The sequence below is a fragment of the Nostoc sp. NMS4 genome, assembly GCF_017115095.1.
Lineage (GTDB): Bacteria > Cyanobacteriota > Cyanobacteriia > Cyanobacteriales > Nostocaceae > Nostoc.
In genome coordinates, this window is sequence record NZ_JABXKI010000283.1 from 1 (window position 1) to 23,245 (window position 23,245).

The window sequence follows — 23,245 nt, forward strand, 5'->3', positions numbered from 1 at the left end:
AGCATTCTGTAAAATTCATCCCAAAGAATCAGATGATCCCCCTTACCTGTGGTGGCAGACAGTCCTAAACTGAAGATGAGAGTTGAAAGGCAGTCGGGAGAAATTTTGTGAAAAAAGTATTATCAATCATCCTTGGTGGTGGCGCGGGTACTCGGCTTTACCCGCTAACCAAACTCCGCGCTAAACCAGCAGTACCAGTAGCGGGGAAATACCGCTTAATCGATATCCCTGTCAGTAACTGCATAAATTCCGAAATATTCAAAATCTACGTCCTGACACAATTCAACTCAGCTTCCCTGAATCGTCACATCGCCCGTACCTATAACTTTACTGGCTTCAATGAAGGATTTGTGGAAGTCCTAGCTGCACAACAAACACCAGAAAACCCTAACTGGTTCCAAGGTACAGCCGATGCTGTACGTCAGTACCTGTGGTTAATGGAAGAATGGAAGGCAGAAGAATATTTAATTCTCTCAGGCGATCACCTCTACCGCATGGATTATCGCCAGTTTATCCAGCGCCATAGAGAAACGGGGGCTGATATTACTCTCTCAGTCATCCCCATCGATGAGCGCCGCGCCTCAGATTTTGGCTTGATGAAAATTGACGATTCTGGTAGGATTATCGACTTTAGCGAAAAACCCAAAGGTGAAGCATTAATCAAAATGCGTGTTGATACAAGCGTACTGGGATTATCAAAAGAACAAGCCGAGCAACAGCCTTACATCGCCTCAATGGGGATTTATGTCTTTAAAAAAGAGGTTTTGTTCAAGTTGTTGAGAGAAGGTGTAGAAAGGACTGATTTCGGCAAAGAAATTATTCCTGATGCCTCTAAAGATTACAACGTTCAAGCTTACCTTTTTGATGACTACTGGGAAGATATTGGAACAATCGAAGCATTTTATCATGCCAATTTAGCCCTAACTCAGCAGCCTCAGCCACCTTTTAGTTTCTACGATGAAGAAGCGCCAATTTATACCCGCGCTCGTTACTTACCTCCAAGTAAACTTTTAGATTGCCAGATCACAGAATCAATTATCGGCGAAGGTTGTATTTTGAAGAATTGCCGCATTCAACATTCAGTGTTAGGAGTGCGATCGCGGATTGAATCTGGTTGTGTGATCGAAGAGTCTCTACTCATGGGTGCAGATTTTTATCAAGCTTTTGTCGAACGCCAATGTAACGTAGAAAAAGGTGACATTCCTGTAGGTATTGGTACTGACTCGATTATTCGCGGTGCTATCATCGATAAAAACGCCAGTATCGGCCACGATGTCAAAATCATCAATAAAGATAACGTGCAAGAAGCTGACCGCGAAAGTCAAGGTTTTTACATCCGTAGTGGTATCGTTGTCGTACTGAAAAATGCTGTGATTCCCGATGGAACCATCATTTAATAGTGCTGAGTGCTGAGTTAGGAGTGCTGAGTTAGGAGTTATGAGTTATGAATAAAATTTCTAATCACTCTTCACTTTTAACTTCTAACTCCTCATTCTTAACCTCTTACTCAGCACTCAGCACTCAGCACTCAGCACTCATTTTGCTAATTGGTCTTCCAGGTAGCGGTAAGTCAACTTTGGCAAAACAATTACTGGCAGAATGCCCCCAAATGGCGCTGATTTCTACAGATGCCATTCGGGGGCAATTATTCGGTTCCCAAGCCATTCAAGGGTCGTGGCTGCTAATTTGGCGTGAAATTGAGCGACAATTTCAGCAAGCTATTTCCACAACTAATACAGCCATTTTCGATGCCACCAATGCCCAGCGCCGCAATCGCCGTGAAGTCATTGCTTTAGCCCGTAACCTGGGCTTTACCCACATTGGGGGAATTTGGGTAGATACACCAGTTTGGCTGTGTTTAGCACGGAATAAAAGGCGATCGCGCCAAGTTCCAGAAGAAATTATTTTGCGAATGCACCGTCAACTCCGGGATGCTCCCCCAAGCCGGGAAGAAGGACTAGACAGCCTCAGCCGCTTATCAGAAAAATTGGAGTACGGAAATTGCGATTGCTTGGTGAGCGAGAACCACACTTGATTTTCTATATTTTTTGTTAATTTAAAATCAGATTCTTTTGTTTGGCACCATACCAGGCAAATTAAACCTCTCTCATCTTAAAAAAAAACATAACGGGAATTTCTATAGGAGGCTGGTAGATGGCTGCAACCGACTTCAAGGACTATTACGCTATTCTGGGAGTCAGTAAGACTGCCAGTCCAGATGAAATTAAACAAGCCTTTCGTAAACTGGCACGCAAATACCACCCTGATGTCAACCCAAACAATAAACAGGCAGAGGCGCGCTTTAAAGAAGTTAGCGAAGCCTACGAAGTTATATCAGACCCAGATAAACGCAAAAAGTACGACCAATTCGGTCAATATTGGAAACAATCTGGTGAAGGTTTCCCATCTGGCGGCGCTGGCCCTGATATGGGTAACTTTGACTTCAGTCAATACGGCAATTTTGATGAGTTCATTAATGAGTTACTAGGACGCTTCGGTGGCGCTCCCCCTCGTGGTGGTGAGGGTGGGGCGCGACAAAATACCTCACGAAGTTACTCTTACCGCACTTCTCCAGGTACTTCAACTCATTTTAGCAGTAGCTTTAACGATTTTGGATTTCAAGATGGATCTACGAGCAGTACCCAGGATAGTGAAGCTGCGATCGCTCTAACTTTTACTGAAGCATTTAATGGTGTGAAAAAACGCTTCAGTTTAGGTAATGAAACAATAGATGTCAACATCCCATCTGGGGCTAAAACTGGTACTCGCCTACGGGTGCGGGGCAAAGGTCAAATCAATCCCATGACTCAACAACGGGGGGATTTATACTTAAAAGTCGAACTTCAGCCCCACTCGTTCTTCCAAATGGAAGGCGATAATCTGATTTGCGAAGTGCCAATCACACCAGATGAAGCTACTCTGGGAGCGTCTATTGATGTACCCACTCCCGATGGTTCAGTTAATGTCAAACTACCAGCAGGAGTACGTTCTGGTCAATCTCTGCGTTTACGTGGCAAAGGTTGGCCTCTCGCCAAAGGTGGACGCGGCGATCAGTTGGTGAAAGTAGCGATCGTTCCACCAAAAGACCTCAGCCAACAAGAACGGGAATATTATGAAAAAATTCGGGCTATACGTACTTATAATCCCCGTAGTCATTTAAACCAAGTCAGGCTGTGAATATTTTGCCGAGTCGTGAAGCGTAAAGCCCCCGCGTTTCAACCGGGGGATATAAGCGAATGGCTGAATTTATTCAGCTGTCAAGATTGATAAAGATTTTCAACCTTCCTAGTATCTTATACCAAACGTGGTAGTATAAGGTGGGAGGTAAAGAGATGCTAGTTTTTGAGTTCAAAGCTTATGGGAAGTCAGCGCAATTAGCCGCAATAGATGATGCAATTCGGACTGCAAAGTTCATTCGTAATAGCTGTATTCGGCTATGGATGGATGTTAAAAGTACGGGTAAAAACGACTTGCAGAAATATTGTGCTGTACTTGCGGCTAACTTCCCTTTTGCAAATGAACTTAACTCAATGGCTCGTCAAGCTTCTGCTGAAAGAGCATGGTCTTCTATCTCTCGATTTTATGACAACTGTAAGACTAGTACTGAGCGAAGTCGAAGTAAGGGTACTCTAGGCTTAAAAGGATATCCCCAGTTCCAGAAAGATTGTCGCTCGGTTGAGTACAAAACGTCAGGATGGAAGCTTGCAGATAACCGAAAATCAATAACCTTCACCGACAAAAAAGGTATTGGAAAGTTAAAACTCAAAGGTACTCGTGATTTGCACTTCTACCAAATTAATCAGATTAAACGGGTGAGATTGGTAAAACGTGCCGATGGCGTATATGTTCAATTTTGTATTGATGTAGAACGTTCTGAAAACATAGAACCAACTGGTAACACGGTTGGTTTAGACGTTGGACTTAAGGTATACTACACCGATTCAGATGGAACAATGGTTGAAAACCCAAAGTTTCTGCGTATTGGTGAAAAAGTTCTCAAGCGTTCACAACGTCGAGTCTCCAAGAGATTAAAAGGTTCAAAAAACAGAGGCAAGGCAAGACAGATTTTAGGTAAACGCCACCTCAAAATAAGTAGGCAACGTAAAGACCATGCTGTGAAATTAGCACGGTGCGTAGTTCAGTCAAACGACTTGATAGCCTACGAAGATTTGAGGATTAAAAATATGGTAAAAAATCACTGTTTAGCCAAGTCTATAAATGACGCATCTTGGTATCAGTTCCGTGTCTGGGTTGAGTACTTTGGTAAAGTATTTAAACGTGTCACGGTTGCGGTTAATCCGCAATACAGTAGCGTTGTTTGCTCTAGCTGCGGTGAAGTTGTTAAGAAAACTCTATCTACTCGAACCCACGTTTGTAGGTGCGGATGTGTCATGGATAGAGATGAAAACGCAGCTAGAAATATCCTTAGTCGAGGATTGGGTACGGTAGGGCATATCGGAACCTCTACGCTAGACGTAGGCAACGCTTGCGGAGATGAAACCTCTACTCTTGTTGGTGAAAACCTGCATAAGCAAGTTATGTCTTAGATTCAAGAATCCCCGTCTCTTTAGAGCGGGGAGTGTCAATGCCTCATTCTCGCTACCACAACGGACTTAAACGCTTCTATTGCCTCCGGTGTAGGCTCTGTAGCTTGCCATGATGGGCGTGCTACTAAGCGATCGCACCAAGCATTTAATTTTGGATATTCACTCAAAGATATGCCTACACTTGGTAGCACATTAACTACAGTTCCAGCCACAACCTCGGCGAGAGTGAGGCTGTGACTAGCAAAGTAAGGGCGTTCGTCGTCTAATAAAGTTTCAAAAAACTTCAGCACTGTGGCAATTTTATGCTGTGCCTTCTCGATTTTTTCTGGATCTCCTCCGGGCAAGCCTAGATACTGAGGTAAAAATTTGGTGGTTGCTGGCAAAAGCTCATTTACCGTTACTAGTTGTACCATGCGTGCGATCGCTAAATCCTTCACATCTTTAGGCAACATCGCAGGTGTCGGATATTTTGCCTCTAAATAATCCAGAATTGCTAAAGATTCCACTAGATTAAAGCCGTCATCCACCAAAGCCGGAATGTGATGGAAAGGGCTAATTGCTAAAAACTCTGGTTTAAACTGCTCTCCATCTAGTTTTATTTCTACCAATTCAAACTCAAGTCCTTTTTCCAGTAGAGTAATCCAGACGCGGCGCGAGTTGGGAGAAACTGGCTCGTGGTAAAGTGTCAGCATGAGAAAACCTCACAGCTTTATAAGTAAGGCGGACAATGCCAATTTTACACCTTATACTCAATTAAATTGTTCTAACAATGTCTCAACACTAGCATTGTGATCCAAAAAAGAAAATGAATGCCAGTAGCGCAATTTTCCTTCTTTATCTAATACAAACTGTGCTGGTAAAGGCGCTCCCAGTGCTTGTCCTACTTGATATGTACGAAACACTCGACAACTGGGATCGCTTAATAGTGGCATTTTTAAGCCTAAATCTTTCACAACTATTTGACTCTGCCGTTCATCGGTACTAGTAATCATTAAAACTTCTATACCACGATTTTTGAATTGCTCGTAGTTTTCATTCAAAGCTTTGATGTGAGGAAAACAAAAAGGACAATATTGCTTTTCGGTAAAGATGCGAGTCAAGGCGAGTAAAACTGGTTGCTTACCTTTATAATCAGACAATTTTACTAAAGTTCCGTTGGTAATATCTGGCAATTGAAAGTCTGGTATTCCCACTCCCAATCTGAGTTGATTGCTAGCTGGAACTGGTAAAAAATTTCGGAAGAATCGCTCATTTAATAAGCCACGAAAATCAGTTGAAGTCAGCATATTTTTAACCTTGATGATTTAAATACAATTTTATAAAAAAACCACAGATATATACGGAGGTTGACATTGTTGAATGCATATCTCTGTTTATCTGTGGTTTTCATTGATTTTGCTCTCAACTCCAAAATGCTGGATTAGAGTTTTTTAGCTAGCTAAATTTAGACGGCAGAGAAGTAAACTTTAGACTTCACTGGGTCAGGATTCATTGTCTTGTCACCAGGTTGCCAACCAGCTGGGCAAACTTCATCAGGGTGAGACTGAACATACTGAATTGCTTGTAATGTCCGCAGGGTTTCATCAACACTGCGACCAAAAGCTAGATTGTTAATGGTGGCGTGCTGTATGATACCATCTTTATCAATGATGAACAGACCACGCAAGGCAATACCTGCTGCTGGGTCAAGAACGTTGTAATCGGCGCTAATCTCTTTCTTGATGTCGGAGACTAGAGGATAATTCAGGTCGCCAACGCCACCAGACTTACGATCTGTTTGAATCCAAGCGAGGTGAGAGAATTCACTATCAACGGAAGCCCCAAGGATTTCCGTATTAATTTTCTTGAATTCTTCGTAGCGATCGCTAAATGCTGTGATTTCAGTAGGACAAACAAAGGTAAAGTCTAATGGGTAGAAAAACAGGACGACATACTTACCGCGATAATCGGAAAGTTTGATTGTCTTAAATTCCTGATCTACCACAGCCGTTGCTGTGAAATCAGGAGCTTGTTGACCAACGCGGAGGCTTCCTTCGGTTCCGTAAGTAAGGGACATTAACCTAATTCTCCTTTATCGGTTTAGTAGCGTTGGAATTCGGGTCAAGTAAAATTCACCCATCCACGCTCTCACAGTTTAATTACGATCTGTTACGACTATATCATACTCATAACGATTTTGAGTAGCAAATGCCTGATTTAGATACAAGAGAATGGTTGCTTACCAATGGCTTGGGAAGTTTTGCTAGTGGTACAGTTTCTGATGTCCGCACACGCACCTATCATGGTTGGCTGTTTGCCGCCACAAACCCACCTTCTGGGCGGACTCTGCTGTTTTCACACCTAGAAGCTAGCTTGGAAATATTAGGGAGCGTTGTAGCACTGGGGACAAATATTTGGGGTAACGGTCAGATTGAGCCGACGGGCTACGAACTGCTACGCTCTTTTGATATTAACCCAGTTCCCAAATGGACTTGGGGTCAAGATAACTGGCAATTAACCAGGCAATTAGTGATGCCCTATGGTTTGCTGGGGACTGGGGACTGGGGACTGGGGACTGGGGGAGATGAGGGAGCAGGGGAGGCAGGGGGAGAAGAATTAATAACCAATGCCCCATGCCCAATGCCCAATGCCCAATGCCCAATTCCCAATTCCCCTGCCCAATTTTCCCATCGAATTTTAATCCAGTATCGTTACCAGGGAATTCATACAGCGATTTTACGGTTGCGACTGTTGATAGCAGAACGTGACTTTCACCACCAGCAGACTGCTAGTCAAGAATTACAGTTTTCACAATTGCTAGGGCAACAGCAAGTCTGTCTACAAGCAATCAATTCTGGACACTTTGGTATACCTTGGCACTTGCGCTGGACACAAGGCAATTATCAACCAGATGCAGTTTGGTATTGGGATTATGGATTGTCTGAGGAGACAAAACGGCGATTAGGCGACAAAGAAGACCTCCACAGTCCTGGTTACTTGATAGTCACACTCCAGCCAGGAGATACGGTGACTTTAGAAGCACGAGTAGGTTTTCCCGACTCAGTGCCAAGTGTTCTCACCCTCAAAACCTTTGCAGAAGTTGTGGACGCAGAGCAAGAAAGGCTCTCACAGATTTTTGGATGGAGAGAGAGAGGTACGGGAGCAGAGGAGCAGGGGAATAACTACGAATATCCACCCATGCCCCATGCCCCATGCCCCATGCCCAATTCCCAATTCCCAATCTGGCAACAACTACTCAAAGCAAGCGATCAGTTTATCGTCTATCGAGCCTCAATTGCAGGCCCAACAGTCATTGCTGGTTATCACTGGTTTAATGACTGGGGACGCGATACATTAATCGCTTTACCGGGTTTGGCACTAGTTCCACAGCGTTTTGGCCTAGCAAAAGGAGTATTGCGAACTTTTGGGCATTATTGTCGCCACGGTTTGATTGCGAATGCATTTCCCGATCTCAATGGCGAACCAATTTATAACAGTATTGATTCAGCGTTGTGGTGGATTGAAACTTTAGGACTTTATTTAGAAGCTACTCAAGACTGGGAATTTTTGGCAGAGCAATTCCCTGTAGTACAGCAAATCTATAAAGCATTTGTCGGTGGTACACATTTCAATATCCAGGTCGATGCTACCGATGGGCTAGTTAGTTGGGATGCTCGTGGTGTCGCCCTCACCTGGATGGATGTGATAATTGAGTCACACCCTGTCACACCCCGTTACGGTAAGCCAGTAGAAATCAATGCGCTGTGGTATTCTGCTTTATGTTGGCTGAGTCAGTGGGCAGAGCGCTTGAGCCAGCTTGAGTATGGTTCGCCAGTGCGTCTCACTAACCAAGCCCAGCGTTATGCTAAACAAGCACAACACGTAAAAACCTCGCTGCAAAAGTTCTGGAATCCTCAGCTAGGTTATCTGTACGATACTATTGAGCCGGACGATCGCCGGAATTTTCAAATTCGTCCGAATGCTGTTTTGGCGCTGTCGCTGCAACATTGTGGGTTTTCTAAACAGCAAGGGTGTCAGATATTAGATTTGGCAACTACGAGCTTGCTCACCCCTTATGGTCTTCGCAGTCTCGATCCAGGAGATCCCGAATATAAAGGCAAATATGAGGGAAATCAACAGCAACGCGATCGCGCTTATCACCAAGGCACTGTTTGGACTTGGCTAATCGGGCCATATATTCGGGCTTGGCAACGTTTTTATCCACAACAATCCCTGCCTTTTGATTGGCAACCCCTACTAGATCACTTTCTATTTGATGCTTGTCTTGGTTCTATTTCTGAGATTTTTGATGGCGATTCACCTCACACTCCCAGAGGAGCGATCGCTCAAGCTTGGTCAGTTGCTGAAGTAATCCGCCATCTTAAATAACATTTAATTGGTTATAATTCTGGTAATCAGTCAGGGAAAACGCATCTTATTTACTAATAAAAACTAAGAGAGATTTCAAAATGACATAGATAATTGTAAAAGTTGATGGAATGATAAATAATATAAATTTAGATGCGTTTGCCCTGGGTACACTCCCACTCGACTAATTGCCCCGGTTGGGCATCTTTGACTTGGTTAAAAATTCGAGCGGTGTGATAGGGAATCAGAAGTAAAGTTGCTAATATCCTTAAAGAATCTAAATCATAATTTTGTTTGAGAGTAGACACGAATTTCCTCCTTATGCAGCTTCAGATAAAGCTCTTAACTCTCGACGATATTAAGTACAACCAAATCGTAGTTACACGGTATCACAAATATTCAACCTTGATTTCATCCTGATTTCATCTTCATTTGAGACATTGGATACAGTGCCAAAACTACAGATTATCCCGAATGGATTCACTGTATCTTCCAGCAAAAAACCCTTGAGTTGTCTCAAAAATGCTCAACACCATTGTCAAATGGTCGATCGCCCAAAGGTGGCTAATCGTTATTGCCTCTGTACTAATTAGTCTGTGGGGATTGCGTGTCATCACACAAATGCCCCTCGATGTATTTCCTAGCTTCGCTCCGCCGCAAGTGGAAATTCAAGTTGAAGCTTCCGGTTTAGCACCAGAAGAAATCGAGTCTTTGGTGACTCGCCCAATTGAGAGCGCGATTAATGGCACACCTGGACTAGAATCTCTGCGGTCTTCATCTGCCATTGGAATTTCGGCGATTAAAACTGTCTTTAGCTGGGATACTGATATTTACAGGGCGCGCCAACTAATAACAGAGCGCTTACAAGGGGTGAAACTGCCGCAAGGAGTTGAACAGCCGGAAATCTTGCCTATTAACTCGCCCTTGGGATGGGCTGTTAAATATGCTTTTTCTGCTGAAAGCACTGACATGATGGAGGTGTGGCGGATTGCTAATTGGGATGTAAAAAATCGCTTGCTGGCTGTACCGGGGGTGAGTAATGTTTTTCTCTACGGAGGCGATGAGCGGCAATATCAAGTTTTGGTAGATCCAGACAAGCTTAAAGCCTACAATGTTTCGTTGCCAGAAGTCACTAAAGCAGTGCAGAACGCTAACGTCAATGTGCCGGGAGGATTTTTGATTACTCCTGACCAAGAAACACTAATTCGGGGAATTGGGCGAATCGAGTCAATTGATCAACTCAAACGTTCGGTTATCAAGGCGGTTAAAGGTACACCTGTATTATTAGAACAGGTAGCAGAAGTCAAAATTGGCCCAGGACTAAGACGAGGAGATGGACTATTTCAAGGCAAACGAGCAGTAATTTTAACTGTCTCCAAGCAACCTGCGGCAGATACTCCCACTGTAGTTAAAGCTGTAGAAGCAGCAATGGAGGAGATTAAGCCAGGGCTACCACAGGATGTCAAGGTTACTAAAACCTTTGACCAAGATTTATTTATCGAAGCTTCGGTGAAAAACGTTGAGGAAGCTCTGCGCGATGGCATCATTATCGTTTCAGTCATCCTAATTATCTTTTTGATGAACTGGCGCACAGTAATTATTAGCCTCAGTGCTATGCCTTTGTCGTTACTGTTAGGCATGATTATTCTGAGTTGGACTGGACAAGGTATTAATACAATGACCTTGGGTGGACTAGTAGTTGCTATTGGTTCAGTGGTGGATGATGCGATCGTTGATATGGAAAACGTCTACCGCCGATTGCGAGAAAACCAACTAGCCGGGAACCCGAAAAATCCTTTACAAGTAGTATTTGATGGTTCTGTGGAAGTGCGCGTTAGTGTTTTATTGTCCACAGTGATTATTGCAGTAGTTTTTGCACCAATTTTCGTTTTGTCTGGCGTGGAAGGTCGAATTTTTACGCCGATGGGAATGGCGTATTTGTTATCGATTCTTGCTTCTACCTTAGTTGCATTAACACTAACTCCAGCATTATGTGCTTTATTACTAGCAAATCGACGTTTACCGAGTACGGAAACTTGGCTTGAGCGCAAAGCACATCAATTTTATCGTCCAGCGTTGAAGTTCTCGATTCGTTACCCCAAGGTGATTTTAGGGGTGGCACTTGCAGGGTTTATTGCATCGATAATTATTCTTCCTGGGTTGGGTAAAGTCTTTTTACCTGAATTTCAAGACCGTTCTTTGGTAAATTCAATGGTTCTTTTGCCTGGTGAATCTCTGAATGCAACTAATCAAGCTGCTTTGGCGGTGATGGATGCCCTGAAAAGCGATCGCCGTTTTGATTTCATTGCCTTACGATCTGGGTTTGCTCAAGGAGATCCTGAAGTGGCTGGGGTCAACTTTGGCGAGTTGGATATGCAGATTAGCGAAGCAGGAGCGAAAAATCGGGAGAAGACTGTTGAGGTACTCCGCAAAGAGTTTGAAAAACTTCCTGGTGTAGCAACTAATATTGGTGGATTTATCTCTCACCGCATCGATGATATCCTTTCTGGCGTGAGAAGTGCGATCGCTGTGAAAATTTACGGGTCTGAACTCGAAGAACTCCGCACTCTTGGGAAACAAGTACAATCTGCTATGAATGGTATTTCCGGTATTGTGGATTTGCAATTAGAACCCCAAATTCCGGTTAAACAAATCCAAATTCAATTTGACCGCGATGCAGCAGCTCGTTATGGATTAACTGTGGGGGAACTTGCAGAAACGATAGAGACTGGATTGAATGGTAAAGCAGTTTCCCAAGTGTTGGAGAAGCAACAAACGTTTAATCTCGTCGTATGGTTGCAAGAACGCTCCCGTAACAATTTGGATGTCATTGGTAACTTGTTGATAGATACACCCAATGGGCAGAAAATTCCTTTATCCCAGGTTGCCAAAGTCGATTATGGCACAGGGCCAAGTACGATTAATCGTGAAAATGTTTCCCGGCTGATTGTGGTTTCTGCCAACGTTGCTGGACGGGATTTGGGTTCTGTAATTAAAGATGTACGGAAACGGGTCAAACAAATTCAACTACCTGGAGGTTACTACGTCCAATTTGGCGGTCAGTTTCAGGCACAGGAACAAGCAACGCAGACTTTAATAATTGCAGGTGCGATCGCCTTTGTGGTGATTTCCGTACTGATATACTTTGCTGTCAAGTCAATTCCTGCCACAGTCATGATTATGATTAACTTGCCACTGGCCTTAATTGGAGGTGTAATTTCTGTGGCTTTGAGTGGTGGTATTATTTCCGTTGCTTCGATGGTTGGTTTTATCACTCTATTTGGTGTAGCTACTCGCAACGGATTACTGTTAGTGGATAACTATAATAATCGCCTCGCTGAGGGAATACCACTTAAACAAGTAATTGTTGATGGTTCAATGGAAAGATTAGTTGCAATTCTTCTGACAGCACTTTCGTCAGCACTAGGTATGGTTCCGCTAGTGATTGGTTCTGGTGCAGGTAAAGAAATTTTGCAACCTTTGGCTGTGGTAGTGTTAGGGGGCTTATTTACTTCCACTGCTTTAACATTATTAGTTTTACCAGCTTTATATTCGCTATTTGGGAGGCTTTTAGTTCCGAGTAAAACTACAATAATGTACGATATTAAAGTTACTCAGGAGTCAATTATATGAGAAATTTTGATGTTTTAGTTAGAGAGCTAGATGAAAAACTTTATATAAACTAAATACGAGGAACTCCAAAGATTGCAAAGACTGGATTGCCAGAGAAATCTTATTTCAATTATCAATACATTTTAAATGAGGAATAAACCCATGAAATCACTTAAATCCGGTTTGATTATTCTTGGAAGTGTGGGAATACTATTTTTAGGAGCTTGCAGTAACGATAATAAAGCAGCTAATACAGAAAATAGTCCAGCTGCTTCTACTTCAATCGCCAAAAACCCATCTATTTCAGCTTCACCTGTGACTAAAACAGATAGTCAGCATGGTGAATCTCATGGGGGTCAAGTTGTAGAGACAGGAAGTTATCATTTAGAATTTGTTCCTGAGAAAGAAGCAAGTGCAACTCATCTAGATTTATACGTCCTAAAAGGTGACAATCACCAAACAGTAACTAATGCAAAAGTAACGGCTCAAGTTCAGCTACCTGATGGAAAACAAAAGACAGTTCCTCTTGCTTATGATGCTAGTGGAAAACATTACACAGCACAGTTAACTGAAAAAGCAATTGGTCAATATCAGGTAAAAATTACTGCTGATGTTAAAGGTGAAAAAGTCAACGGCAGGTTTACTTTTAATCAATAGATTTTTCATAAAATGATTGGCTGAAAAGCAGTAGTAATTAGGGCTATTTCATTCTCATCTAGCCCGCCTCAGAATGAATTCTGAGTCTAATAGCGAAAGTCGTCTCAAGACGACTGAGAAAAGGTTATAGTCCGTTAAAACGGACTTTAGTTCTAAATAAGAGGGTGTTTGAAAAGTCTAAATTATTACTAGCTTTGGCGACTAGAAGTCACGGCTACACGAGACTTTACCCGCCTACGTAGGTTGAAGAGCTTGATTTTGTGTTAGTCCGCGTAGGCGGACTTTGCTTGTGTAGCCGCGATTTCTAATCGCTATTTCATTCTCATCTAGCTAATAATTCACGTTAGGCGATTGTCGGCGTAAGAGCATCTATCTAATGGCATGATGCTAATTTATTCATAATAAAATGTGCAAATTTCATCCTGATTTCATTTAGGTATGATAGAAGACTTTATTTAACAGATTATGAGATTTTTCTGCAAGCAAGCTTTATTTTATTTATATATTTTAGTTACAAGTATGAGAATTTCATCCTAATTTCATTAGGACTTGTCATGCTATTAGATAGAGGTAGCATATCTCTTCAGCAAGAACATCACCGAAAATTTGAACCTGACAATGGCAAATTAACTGCCTATTTCTCCTGATTAATAGCTGTACAAAGGGAGTATTTTGTGGTTTTGCCCAATTTTTATCTATCTATTAAGAGCAGATTCACTAACAAAACATGAACCTGGACTTTAGCTAACGTATTTAATTATTTTGGAGGTAAATATGAAGAGGTTATTGATTTACGCTGTTATATTGACTCTAAGTAGTACAGCTATTATTACTCCTAGCTATGCAAGTACTAGAACAGATGATGGTAGAGTTATCCATATTGATGGAAATGCACAATTCCCTCCCACACGCTGGGGAATTTTTAGACATACTTTCCGTTTACACGTTTCCAAAAATAGCAGAGCTATTACCCAAATACTTATCAAAGTTCCAAATAATGTAACTGTGAGTAATGACGTTAGCAATATTGATATTGTTGATGGAAATGAACATAAAATTAATACTAATATATCTGTCAATGGTCAAACAATACTACTAGTTTTCCCCGAAGCAGTTGCTCCTAACACTAAGTTGAGAATTAATCTTAATAAAATAAAAAGACGAAATATTGGTAATGGTTCTGTCTACAGCTTCTCGGCTCAAGAGGTTGGTCTTGATGCAGAAATTCCCATAGGTGTGGCTTGGTTTCGTCTTTATTAAGCTACAAGTTATGATATTTAATATGGTTTTCATCTTAATTTCATAAACTTCGGTGACATTATTTATTAGGGTAAAACCCTATTACAATTGCAGCCTATGTTTACATCACAAATTTACAACAAACCTTAAACTACTGAATTTGATATGAGGGTGCTGCTAGTCGAAGATGAGCCAGATTTAGGGACTGCTATCAAGCGTACCTTAAATCAACAAAAGTACTTAGTTGATTGGGTAATGGATGGTACTGAAGCATGGGCTTACTTAGAAAATAGCTCGGCACAATATACAGTAGCGATTTTTGACTGGATGCTTCCAGGAATTAGTGGTTTAGAACTGTGTAAAAGACTGCGTTCTCAAGCAAATCCCCTTCCTGTTTTGATGCTAACTGCTAGAGATAGAATGGAAGATAAAGTTACTGGCTTAGATGCGGGTGCAGATGACTACTTAGTGAAGCCTTTTGGGATGGTAGAATTATTAGCACGATTGCGGGCTTTGCAACGTCGTTCTCCACATTTCCAACCCCAACAATTAACCGTTGGTAACTTGACTCTAGATTATGGCAACAGTACAGTTGTCAGACAAAATAGTATAGGCGAACAGCAAAGCATTCCTTTAACTAATAAAGAGTTCCAACTATTGGAATATTTTATGAAGCACCCCAAGCAGATTGTCACTACTGAACAAATTCGTAATCAAATTTGGGAAGTCAATGCGGAATCTAGTAGCAATGTAGTGGCGGCGCAAATACGTTTGTTACGTCGCAAACTTACCAATAGCGGCTGTCCTAACTTGATAGAAACTTTGCACGGTATGGGATATCGTCTGAATTTCACCAATGAATCAGAATAAGCTGTTTCGACTTACTCGTATTCGGTTGGCTCTGTATTATGCGATCGTTATGGGTTTAATTTTAAGCATATCTGCTTTCGGTTTTTATCGAGCAGTATTTCATGCTCATGTGGTGGCTTTAGACAGTGAAATCGAGTCTGTAGGGGGGACACTGCACGATAGCATTGAACTAAAACTACAGTCACCTGGAGATTTGGAACCTTTGGCGCATCAGTTATTTCCAAATCTAGACAACTGTGAAACTGGGGCTACTAATTGTATTCAACAACAGTCGGATTCTAAACGTCATCTTCTTGGTATCGTTACTAAAACTAGTTACTATATACGTTTTTTTGATACTTCAGGAAAATTGATTGCTAATGCTGGTTATTATCCCAAGGGATTACCTGATGTTTTTAATCAACAAACTTGGCAATTTCTCAAAGACAGTAAAGGTAAAGATTACCATCAAATTACTCTAGCACTGCATACCCAAAATTATCAAGACTGGGGATATATGCAGGTAGGGCGAAGTCTACAAGAGTTTAATCATTACTTAGATAGTGTGAAATTAGTTTTGGTATTAGGGCTGCTAGTGGCAATGGCTATGATTGTTGGTGCTAGTTGGTGGCTATCAGGATTAGCTATGCAGCCAATTTATCAATCCTATCGACAAATTCAACAGTTTACAGCAGATGCAGCCCATGAATTACGAACGCCTTTAGCTGCAACAGGTGCAACCGTGGAATCAGCACTTTTAATGTCTCAAATAGACGAAGAAGAAGCACGGGATATTTTGCAAACTATACAGCGTCAAAATCAGCGACTAACTACTTTAGTTGTTGATTTATTAATGTTGGCACGTATGGATAGACAAGCCCAAAAGTTACAATATGAAAGTTGTTGTTTAACTGATATTGTTGGTGATTTAATTGAGGAATTTGAAGCGATCGCAATTGCCACAGGGGTAAAGCTGACATCTTTAATACAAGTGAATCAACCTCTGAATATTATAGGTAATTCTGACCAGCTTTATCGCTTATTTTCCAATTTAATTGTCAATGCAATTCAGTACACACCCAGAGGAGGGGAGGTAACGGTTTTCTTAGACCGCAACGACTATAATGCTGTAATTAAAGTTCAAGATACAGGCATTGGTATCCCGAAACACGAACTGACGCGGATTTTTGATCGTTTTTATCGAGTAAGTAGCGATCGCTCTCGTAATACTGGCGGTTCTGGATTAGGATTAGCTATTGTTCAAGCTATTGTTCAAGCACATCAAGGTAAATTAAATGTACAAAGCGAATTAGGTAAAGGCAGCACTTTTACAGTTCAATTACCTTTGGATGTTACACCCTTAAAGAGCGATCGCTTCACTCGACCATTTGTCAGGATTTGGTACAGGCGGCGTGGAACATAATCTCCTTTGCCACTTCAGTTCAACTCAGTATTATGACTGCTAATATGGTTTCCATTGTTTGATAACTCATGTTTTCTGTGAAGTAATCGCTCTCTGGGCTACACCCCACACCCCAAAAGCAGTAATATCATAGGTTAGCGCTTTTCTTAGTGCCATTCGGAGATGACCCTTATGGGTGAAGCTCTTGCTCGTTCGCCCTACAGCAGCCCTTCTCAAGACAGGAGACGCTACGCATAGCTTGCTTCTCCGTAGGGGTACACGCATCTTACGGCAGGTGTTTTGCGTTTTCTCGCTAACGCAATGCTTACAGCAGTTACTCTGAGTTGTAGCGATCGCCGTTGCTCCAACAGGGAGTACAATACTTCTTGATAACTCTGCATCAGGATATCAAAACATCCTTGACACAATACCTTTCTATGTCCAATTAATCTCTTTGGAACGAAAAGCTCTATCCCAATCGTTAGCAATCACCTCCATCATATTGATCATGCCTTCATAGCCAAAATATGGCTTGTCAACATAAGTTTCTCTGTTAGTGGGGCTAAATACATCAAAAGCAATTTTTATTCCCAATTCCTCTGCCATGTATTTTTCCCACGCCGAGCCAATCACAGCATCAACATCAAACTCTTCTAAAGTCTGTTTAACTTGATAGCCATCTGCTGAAAATGCCACGCGGGGAGCAAGACCAAGACTATCTAGTTCTCGCTCCAGAATTGCATGAGAATCAGGCATCGCCGAGCGAAATAATAAGACTTCTGGAATCATCTCCAATTCTTCAAAGAGCATTCTCACCAGTCCAATGCCAAGCGTCCCATCCGCAGATACAGCAATTCTACAGTTACGATATCGGGGAATAATCATCAATGCTCGTTTGCGAAGTGTATCTACAACCATTTCTTCGCCTTGTTTAATTAGCGGTTCCACTTTTTCTTCGATCTTAAAATGTGCCGCTAATGCCTTCAACCATCGAGTAGTGTTATTTACACCTACTGGTAAAGGTATATCATCAAGGATAAGGGGGATATTGTGCGTCTCTTGCATTTTCCGAGCAAACTTATACCCAACATCATGACTGAGAACAATATTGGCCGTTGCCTCACCAGCTAGCTCCAGTTCTTCAAATGAGGTATCATGAGAGAAGACAGTCTGTACTCTAATCCTCAAAGATTTTAAAATTTGCCTTACCCATTGCAAATCAGCCCACCAAGTAGGATTAAGATTTGCCTGTGGCGCAATGATATTTACAATCCTCGGCTTTCTGCCCCTTCTCTTAGTCTGCCTTTTTTTGATAAAAGGAAGTAAAGCCTCTAAACCCATCTCCAAGCCATCATAAGCATTGCCCCGAAACCCACCAGCCATTAAAGGAACGAGTTTGGCTTTGATATCTGGCTGAAGCTGATGGCATAATCCCGCAATATCTTCACCAATAATGTCCGCCGCGCAAGTACCAACGACAAACATCACCTTAGCATCAAAAGATTTATCCGCGTCTTTGATCATCCCTTTGAGTTTCTCAGACGCTCCCATCACAATGTCTGACTCAAAAAGACGAGTACAAGCTACTTTCCGCTTGGTGAAATCAACTTCATGAGCATCATACCCAGCTGCGACAGTAGACGCGCAACCCTGTGGAGACTGAATCACAATACTGACATCTTTAATCCCAGCAACCGTAGTTGCAATACCTTCAAGGGCGCAGCCTACGATTGGGTCTTTACTATGGTCACAATTATCAAAAGTTAGTCCAGCAGACATTTTTCCCTCCTATTTCTCTAAGGTTTGACTGTGGTAAAGGCATTTCACGCAACCTGTAGCGACTTTTGCCTCGACATTTCCGTGTTTTGTGCAGCCTGTAACGGCTTCTGTCTTCTCTGTAGCGACTTCTGCTTTGACGTTTCCGTGTTTCGCGCAGCCTGTAACAGCTTCCGTCTTCCCTGTAGCGACTTCTGCTTTGACGTTTCCGTGTTTCGCGCAGCCTGTAACAGCTTCCGTCTTCCCTGTAGCGACTTCTGCTTTGACGTTTCCGTGTTTCGCGTAGCCTGTAGCGACTTCTGCCTCGACGTTTCCGTGTTTCGCGCAGCTTGTAACGGCTTCCGCCTTGACATTTTTGGCTTAAGTCTTGCCCATATCAGATCAGGGCGAATCAGCGTCCAGTAATCTACGTAGGTTGGGTTAAGCAACGAAACCCAACAAACTCTTAGAAATGTTGGGTTTCACTTCGTTCCACCCAACCTACAATTTTCTGCGTCAGACAAATTCATACTTTTATTCAGCAAAGTCACATTTTATTTATTACTCGTTAAAACATTTTCCCCGCTTCTTTCCTGCTGCATATACGGTACAATCAGGCATATCTTGAGCTAATTTTCCGGTTAGTGATTGAGTAGATGCTAACCCGGAATCTTTAGGGAACACCATTTGCTTGGTTAAAGCACTCCGAGGTCTAAAGCCATATTGGAGTGCTGTTTTAATACACTTTGCGACCTTTAAGGCTCCGCGATAGCCAAATCTAGGACGATTTAAGATGGCATTTAAATCGACGACGGGAATATGGGGGAAACTCAAGGAAGAACCAAAATACACTACTGAGTCTGGATCAAGACCACCAATGAAATCCAGTAATTCATCTTCCGTTTGTTTCATGGACTCGTATTTACCAAAGGCCAGCGTCCCTTTCGTAATCAGGATTTCCGGGTCTAACCCTGTTTCCAACAAATAATCTACACTGGTTTCTCGTGCTTCTGTACTCCAGGGATGGAAGTTATAGATTACCACACGCATCCCAAAATCACGATCCAACATGTGAGCAAGGGATAAGCACTTGATAGCATCATGTCCTTCGATAATTGCTAACTTCCCTTCTATATAACTCTTAGCTGCTTCAAATTCAGTCTTGATGGCGGCATATTCCTTTTCCATCAAAGCAGCCGCCTGTTCTTCCATCCCTAAATATTTTGCCGCCCCTTCGAGCCATTTTTCTGTCGCAGTGATTCCGTATGGAAGGATAGTAGAATTTAACGGCGTACCGAACTTGTCTGACATGGCTTTGCCAATGGTATAGCCAAGATCCAAACATAAGGTACAGTTGACTGCTGCACTCGGTGCTTGCTTGAGTTCTTCCAGTGTACAATCGCCAGCAATGACGCTGTGAACCCTAGCTCCCATTCCTTTGATCAGTCGTTTCAGTTCTTTGACATCACCTTCTACTTCTGTCCTTTCCGGCCCCATCTTTGCGCCTACAATATTGACAGAATCCGCAAGTTGTGCTTTCCGTTCTGGAGTTGGCGGCTCCATAAAGTCTACAATTTGCCGAAATACGATATCAAATCCACTGCGATACTCCCCAGCGAATCCTTCGCAATGTATCGTCATGATTTCAGCATCGATTTCGCTGCGGGCTTTATTCACGACATCATCAACACAGTCGCCAATAATACCAGACGCACAACTAGTGGCAACAACGATCGCATCGGGATGATATTTTTCATCTACTTCTCGAATCGCGCCTTTTAATTCTTTTTCCCCTCCAAAAATTACCGCCTTCTCACTCATGTTCGTAGTCACCACTGGTTCATAAGGGGAACCACTATTGCGGCTATTAGTCAGCTTGTATGCCCGCTTAACTCCATAAGCACAGCCACTCGGCCCGTGAGAAATGACGATCGCATTTTTAATCCCACTTAAAATCTTCGTTGCAGTCCAAAATTTACAGGGGCGGGTATGACTACCTTGTAAAGTGGTCTTAATCTTACCCTCTTTTGCCAAGCGATAAAGTTCGCTCAGGTTTCCGTAAAATACGACATTCTGATCTATCATCATACTTCTCCAAATATTTCATCTTTTTTAAACGCAGAGGGTCGCTGAGGTTGGCGCAAAGGAACGCAAAGTTTTGAATAGAGGCTCCAGCACTCAAACTCTGCGCTCCTCTGCGTTTTACTCTGCGTTCCTACCCTGCGGGAAGGCGTTCGCGTAGCGTCTCGTAGAGAAGCGCCTATGCGTTGAAAATTCAATCTACCAGACGTTTAAGATCCATTCGCGATCATGCTTGTTCTCCATATCTGCAAACATGGCGTTGGCAATGTTATCAGCTAGCCATTCGGCTCCTTTATAGCCAATCACAGGATATTTCCACAAACCTGCACGGTCAAAGCTGGGGAAGCCTACCCGAACCATCGGAATTTTGTTGTCGATAGAAATATATCGACCCTTGGAATGACCGAGAATCAAGTCGATTTCGAGGGATTTATCTGTAATGCGGCGCTCCAATTCCCAGAGGTCTGCATTCCAGATAACTTCGATATCACAAGCTGCTTGCTTCTCCAACTCGGCAATTCTTGGGTCTTTGGTGCAGGCTTTGTTGTCGTCTCCCAACAACATCAGCACTGGCTCTAACTCAACTTCTAAGCAGAACTCTGCTAGACCAATTACTAAATCGGGATCTCCGTAAATAGCAACCTTCTTGTTGGCGAAGAACATGTGTGCGAGATCGGCGATCGCATCAATAGCTTTACCACGTTCTCTAACTAAAGATTCTGGTATTGCTTTGCCAGTCATTTTGCTGATATTTTGCAGCCAGATGTCAGTGTTTTTGATCCCAATTGGTGTTGGGCCAAGAATTGCAGGAACTTTGAACTTCTCTTGTAAGAATTCGGCTGCACTACCGCCTTCATATTTACATAAGGCAATAGTTCCCAACGCATTGGCAGAATCAGCAATTTCTTCGATGGTGGTATTCCCAAAGGCAAAACTTGTCTTATCGGGCATTGTGGGCGCATCGAAGGTTTCTGTATCCAGTAAAATGTTTCCTGGAACGTCCATCTCTTTTAAGATGCGCTTAACTTCTGTGACATCTCCAGGGTTAAGCCACCCAGTAATGATGTTCAACTTGCCAGTTGGTTCGCCTTTTTTTGCTAGGCTAGAAATAATTGCGTGTACGCCGACATTATAGCCAGTGACTTGAGAGCCTTTGTAACTGGGGGTATGTACAGGAACAAGAATAACCTTGCGATCGGGATAAGCCTCTTTTAAAAAGCCGTTGAGCTTGTTAATGGTTCCTTCGATATCGTCCCCAATTGTTTCAGTTGAACAAGTCGTAATAATTGGGATAATCCGTAAATTGGGATATCGTGCTACTAAGGTCTTTACGCCTTCCTCAATGCGTGGCTGTCCTCCCAGAACAGCGCTATTTTCATGGAGTGAAGAAGAAGCAATGTCAAAATTTTCCTTCAAATGCTGGGCAAACAGGAGACGAACGAACATACTACACCCCTGTCCTCCATGCACCAGGGGAATACAATCTTTGATTCCGATGGAAGCGTATTCAGCCCCAGCAGGCTGACAGGTAAATATAGGATTGATGATTCCCTTGCGTTCTTTCTGTTTTACAACTAAAGACATGCTCTTGACTCCTATGTGGTAAAAAATTGCGTGATTTTGTTTGGCGTTGCTGAACGAAGAGATGAAGTGTCTTTTCGAGCTTAAGAAAGTGGAGCGATGTCTGTGGCGATCGCTAACGCTAAGGAACTTCCAACAAATAAATTATCCAATCTTGTGGGGTGGGCATCTTGCCCGCCTTTGTCTACGGGCGGGCGAGACGCCCACCCCACAAGAAGTAGTTGAGTATTTTTTTATTTGGAAGTCGCTAACGCTGCATGCAACTAAGAAGTAAGCTACTCATAGCATCGATTACAGAAGAAAGGTAGAATTGAATTTCGTGAAAATCTTGAAAGCTAGATAAGATGCTTCTTAGGAATGCTTTTGGCGTAACCCGTCGGTGCGTTAGCTTGCCGTAGGCATCGCTCTCTACTCTGTAAGTCTCTACTCTGTAAGAAAATTTATGCACAAACACTAACAGGATGACAAGACTCTAATTCATACTCTAATTCAACAACGCCGTTCGTTTGTAGGACTTACGCAAAAACTCTCTCAAACTCTCTTCCCCCGTGGCCTCTGCGTCCCCTGTGGTTTGTTTTCCTTATCTTTGCGTAAGTCCTAGTTTGGTTGAATTACCGATCTAATTGCTTTAATAAAGCGAATAATGTAATTCACCATTCTTCGACTTGGTTATTACAATATCGATCAGCATTGCCTTAACAGCTTCCAGTACAGCCTTCTTTTGCGAGTTCTCCATGCTATTTAACCATGAAAACCTAATTTCCAGGTCAGCCGAAAGGATCTTCGCATCTGCATAAAAACCCCTGTCGATCAAGGTTTCTAGAACCACCTTTTCTCCAGTCAAGATTTGGGCGGCCATATTGAGAACACCATTGATGTTTTCTTCCCGATCCCATGCACGAGAGTGAAACTGCCACAAACAGCGTTCTTGAATTAATTTTGTGACTTCCGCAGCTCGCTCTTGAATGTATGACGCGATTTCCTTAGCTTGCACTTGAACCTGTGGTGCAACTTCCTTCGCTTGTGGTTGAACCTTTGGTGCAACTTCCTTAGCTTGGGGTTGAACCTGTGGTGCAACTTCCTTAGCTGGCTTTTGAACCTGTGGCGCAACTTCCTTAGCTGGCTGTTTAACCTGTGAAGTGGCTTCCTTAACTTGCTGTTGAACTAAAGAAAC

Annotated in this window: 20 protein-coding genes; 10 read left to right on the top strand and 10 right to left on the bottom strand. The window is 42.6% G+C overall.

Features of this window, described 5'->3' with window-relative positions; all coding sequences use genetic code 11:
• Positions 1 to 107 precede the first annotated feature (107 nt).
• The 4 genes from HWQ37_RS26695 to HWQ37_RS26710 all read left to right on the top strand — a co-directional run bounded on the left by HWQ37_RS26695 (position 108) and on the right by HWQ37_RS26710 (position 4,547).
• Positions 108 to 1,397, top strand: coding sequence for a glucose-1-phosphate adenylyltransferase (locus HWQ37_RS26695; RefSeq protein ID WP_292753215.1), 1,290 nt, complete (start codon positions 108 to 110; stop codon positions 1,395 to 1,397).
• A 47-nt stretch (positions 1,398 to 1,444) separates the two neighbouring features.
• Positions 1,445 to 2,035 (top strand): AAA family ATPase, encoded by a 591-nt coding sequence (locus tag HWQ37_RS26700; protein WP_292753218.1) that lies wholly within the window; start codon positions 1,445 to 1,447, stop codon positions 2,033 to 2,035.
• Between the two features lie 119 nt (positions 2,036 to 2,154).
• Positions 2,155 to 3,177 carry a DnaJ C-terminal domain-containing protein gene (locus HWQ37_RS26705; RefSeq protein WP_292753220.1) on the top strand — a complete coding sequence of 341 codons (1,023 nt, stop codon included), beginning with the start codon at positions 2,155 to 2,157 and terminating at the stop codon, positions 3,175 to 3,177.
• Between the two features lie 155 nt (positions 3,178 to 3,332).
• Entirely contained in the window at positions 3,333 to 4,547 is a 1,215-nt protein-coding gene (locus HWQ37_RS26710) for an RNA-guided endonuclease InsQ/TnpB family protein (protein WP_292753223.1), read from the top strand.
• Between the two features lie 35 nt (positions 4,548 to 4,582).
• Here the strand turns inward: HWQ37_RS26710 and HWQ37_RS26715 are convergent, their stop codons facing one another.
• The 3 genes from HWQ37_RS26715 to HWQ37_RS26725 form a co-directional block, all read right to left on the bottom strand.
• Positions 4,583 to 5,239 (bottom strand): glutathione S-transferase family protein, encoded by a 657-nt coding sequence (locus tag HWQ37_RS26715; RefSeq protein WP_292753226.1) that lies wholly within the window; start codon positions 5,237 to 5,239, stop codon positions 4,583 to 4,585.
• A 57-nt stretch (positions 5,240 to 5,296) separates the two neighbouring features.
• A complete protein-coding gene (locus tag HWQ37_RS26720; RefSeq protein ID WP_292753229.1) occupies positions 5,297 to 5,833 on the bottom strand; it encodes a peroxiredoxin family protein in 537 nt (178 codons plus the stop codon).
• Between the two features lie 158 nt (positions 5,834 to 5,991).
• Complete coding sequence (locus HWQ37_RS26725) at positions 5,992 to 6,603, bottom strand: peroxiredoxin (RefSeq protein WP_292753232.1); 612 nt, start codon at positions 6,601 to 6,603, stop codon at positions 5,992 to 5,994.
• Between the two features lie 131 nt (positions 6,604 to 6,734).
• On the opposite strand from HWQ37_RS26725, the gene HWQ37_RS26730 reads away from it, so the two are divergent.
• Positions 6,735 to 8,915 carry an amylo-alpha-1,6-glucosidase gene (locus HWQ37_RS26730; RefSeq protein WP_292753235.1) on the top strand — a complete coding sequence of 727 codons (2,181 nt, stop codon included), beginning with the start codon at positions 6,735 to 6,737 and terminating at the stop codon, positions 8,913 to 8,915.
• Positions 8,916 to 9,043: 128 nt separating this feature from the next.
• On the opposite strand, the gene HWQ37_RS26735 is transcribed toward HWQ37_RS26730, so the two are convergent.
• Entirely contained in the window at positions 9,044 to 9,202 is a 159-nt protein-coding gene (locus tag HWQ37_RS26735; protein ID WP_292753238.1) for a hypothetical protein, read from the bottom strand.
• Between the two features lie 214 nt (positions 9,203 to 9,416).
• Here HWQ37_RS26735 and HWQ37_RS26740 point away from each other — a divergent pair, with 214 nt between their 5' ends.
• From HWQ37_RS26740 to rppB, 5 genes are all read left to right on the top strand, one after another.
• Positions 9,417 to 12,527 carry an efflux RND transporter permease subunit gene (locus HWQ37_RS26740; RefSeq protein ID WP_292753241.1) on the top strand — a complete coding sequence of 1,037 codons (3,111 nt, stop codon included), beginning with the start codon at positions 9,417 to 9,419 and terminating at the stop codon, positions 12,525 to 12,527.
• A 141-nt stretch (positions 12,528 to 12,668) separates the two neighbouring features.
• Positions 12,669 to 13,163, top strand: coding sequence for a hypothetical protein (locus HWQ37_RS26745; protein WP_292753244.1), 495 nt, complete (start codon positions 12,669 to 12,671; stop codon positions 13,161 to 13,163).
• Positions 13,164 to 13,937: 774 nt separating this feature from the next.
• On the top strand, positions 13,938 to 14,423 hold the full coding sequence (locus HWQ37_RS26750) for a DUF2808 domain-containing protein (protein WP_292753247.1): 486 nt from the start codon (positions 13,938 to 13,940) through the stop codon (positions 14,421 to 14,423).
• Positions 14,424 to 14,567: 144 nt separating this feature from the next.
• Positions 14,568 to 15,272, top strand: a complete 705-nt coding sequence (gene rppA / locus HWQ37_RS26755) for a two-component system response regulator RppA (RefSeq protein WP_292753250.1) — start codon at positions 14,568 to 14,570, stop codon at positions 15,270 to 15,272.
• Positions 15,259 to 16,674 carry a two-component system sensor histidine kinase RppB gene (gene rppB / locus HWQ37_RS26760; RefSeq protein ID WP_292753253.1) on the top strand — a complete coding sequence of 472 codons (1,416 nt, stop codon included), beginning with the start codon at positions 15,259 to 15,261 and terminating at the stop codon, positions 16,672 to 16,674. Before rppA ends, rppB begins: the two co-directional genes overlap by 14 nt.
• 227 nt (positions 16,675 to 16,901) lie before the next feature.
• Here rppB and HWQ37_RS26765 read toward each other — a convergent pair whose 3' ends face one another.
• The 6 genes from HWQ37_RS26765 to vnfG all read right to left on the bottom strand — a co-directional run.
• Positions 16,902 to 17,054: a hypothetical protein gene (locus HWQ37_RS26765; protein WP_292753254.1), complete on the bottom strand. Its 153-nt coding sequence runs from the start codon at positions 17,052 to 17,054 to the stop codon at positions 16,902 to 16,904.
• Between the two features lie 34 nt (positions 17,055 to 17,088).
• Complete coding sequence (locus tag HWQ37_RS26770; protein WP_292753257.1) at positions 17,089 to 18,432, bottom strand: nitrogenase component 1; 1,344 nt, start codon at positions 18,430 to 18,432, stop codon at positions 17,089 to 17,091.
• A 537-nt stretch (positions 18,433 to 18,969) separates the two neighbouring features.
• Entirely contained in the window at positions 18,970 to 20,496 is a 1,527-nt protein-coding gene (locus tag HWQ37_RS26775) for a nitrogenase component 1 (protein WP_292753260.1), read from the bottom strand.
• 192 nt (positions 20,497 to 20,688) lie between these two features.
• On the bottom strand, positions 20,689 to 22,074 hold the full coding sequence (gene vnfK / locus HWQ37_RS26780) for a V-containing nitrogenase subunit beta (protein ID WP_292753263.1): 1,386 nt from the start codon (positions 22,072 to 22,074) through the stop codon (positions 20,689 to 20,691).
• An 80-nt stretch (positions 22,075 to 22,154) separates the two neighbouring features.
• Complete coding sequence (locus HWQ37_RS26785) at positions 22,155 to 22,283, bottom strand: hypothetical protein (protein ID WP_292753266.1); 129 nt, start codon at positions 22,281 to 22,283, stop codon at positions 22,155 to 22,157.
• 416 nt (positions 22,284 to 22,699) lie between these two features.
• Positions 22,700 to 23,245: V-containing nitrogenase subunit delta (vnfG, locus tag HWQ37_RS26790; protein WP_292753269.1), on the bottom strand; the 546-nt coding region annotated here is incomplete at its 5' end.